This is a genomic window from Methylobacterium sp. WL18 (assembly GCF_008040015.1).
Classification (GTDB): domain Bacteria; phylum Pseudomonadota; class Alphaproteobacteria; order Rhizobiales; family Beijerinckiaceae; genus Methylobacterium; species Methylobacterium mesophilicum.
Genome location: NZ_VRVD01000872.1, coordinates 1 through 1,548 on the forward strand (window position 1 = coordinate 1; position 1,548 = coordinate 1,548).

At 72.4% G+C, this 1,548-nt stretch carries 2 protein-coding genes; both read right to left on the reverse strand.

Translation table 11 applies throughout. The annotated features are described in order from the left end of the window. On the reverse strand, window positions 1–335 hold a 335-nt coding region (locus tag FV228_RS29200), incomplete at its 3' end, for an alcohol dehydrogenase catalytic domain-containing protein (protein ID WP_147857653.1). Window positions 336–435: 100 nt separating this feature from the next. Continuing rightward, window positions 436–1,536: a methyltransferase gene (locus FV228_RS29205; RefSeq protein WP_147857654.1), complete on the reverse strand. Its 1,101-nt coding sequence runs from the start codon at window positions 1,534–1,536 to the stop codon at window positions 436–438. Window positions 1,537–1,548 lie beyond the last annotated feature (12 nt).

Here is a 1,548-nt window from a genome sequence, read left to right on the forward strand (position 1 = left end):
GCAGGGGCCACGAGATGGGAGGCGGCGCCGCCGAACAGGCCGCGGACGGCGCCGAAGCAGCGGGCACCGGGAACGAAGACGGTTTGGCCGACCCGGACCGGCGCGTCGGCGGCGGCTTCGACCACCGTGCCGACCGACTCGTAGCCCGGGACCAGCGGGTAGCCCATGCCGGGGAACGGCGGCATGCGGCCCGACCAGAGGAGGCGCTCGGTGCCGGTGCTGATGCCGCTCCAGCTGACCGCGATGACCGCGTCCGCCGCTCCGGCAGGTGTCAAGGGCAGGCGGGAGACCGCCAAGCGCTCCGGACGTTCGAGGATGACGGCGAGAGCGTCCATGACTGGAATATTCCGCCCGCTGTTTGTGCGACTCTCGCTTGTGCGGAACCGCTATGTGTCATCCTAGATAGACACATTGCTGCGTCAAGTCATTCTTACTCTAACGCGCGTCTTTCTGCGCGACGATCAGTCGGGTGAGGAGCGGACGGCGCGTCCGATGCTCCCGCGCAATCGTGAAACCGGCCCTGCGCAGCATGGCTTGGAGTTCCTCGGCGCGGCGCGGCCGGCCGGAGCCCATGGCGAGGAGGTAGAAGCCGAAATACGCGTCGCCGACCGGCTCGGCGCCGGGCGTGCCGGCCATGGGCTCGGCGAGGATCAGGGTCCCGCCCGGGGGAAGCGCCGCATGCGCGGCGGCGAGCAGCGCCAGGGCCGGGCCATCGTCGTGATCGTGGACGATCCGCACCAGGGAGATCGTGTCGGCACCCACCGGTAGGCCGTCGTGGAAGCTGCCGCCGCGGCAGGCGATCCGGTCGGCAAGCCCCGCCTGCGCGAGCCGCTCGGAGGCCCGGCCGGCCACGGCCGGGAGGTCGAACAAGGTCAGGGCCAGGCCGGTATGCCGGGTCGCCACGGCCTGCAGGAAAGCACCCTCGCCGCCGCCGACATCCATCAGGTGCCGGCTTCGCGACAGGTCGCAGGCATCGAGCACGTCGTCGGCGATCAGCGCCTGGGAGGAGCCCATCAGGCCGCCATAGGGCGCCACCGCGTCCGCGTCGGCGGCTTTGCCGGCGGCGTAGGGCCAGTAGCGCGCGAGCCGGGTCGGCGCCGCCGTCCCACGCAGGATCGCCACCGGATCCGCGAGGTCGGCGTAGAGCAGCGCGTGGTGCTCGATCATCGCGGCGATGCCAGGGTTGCCGTTCAGGGCGGCCCCGAGATCGGCGAGGCCGAACCGGTCGCCGGGGAGCGCCCGCACGAGGTCGAGGGAGGCGGCGGCGTGCAGCAGGCGGCGCGCGTTCTCGACCGGGAGATCGAGGCGAAGCGCCAGCGCGTCGAGGGCCAGCGGCCCTTCGGCCAGGACCCGGAACAGGTCGAGGCGGACGCAGGCCGTCAGCACCTGCGCGTAGACGAAGCCGGCGCAGAGATCGAACAGCGCCCGCGTGTTCTTCCGGGCGATGCCCCGGGTCAGCGGAAAACCCGCCGCCCAGCGCTGGAAGCGCGGGCTGGCCACCAGGCGGTTGCGCAGGCCGAGCCAGCGGTCCCGGATCGAGGGCGAAGC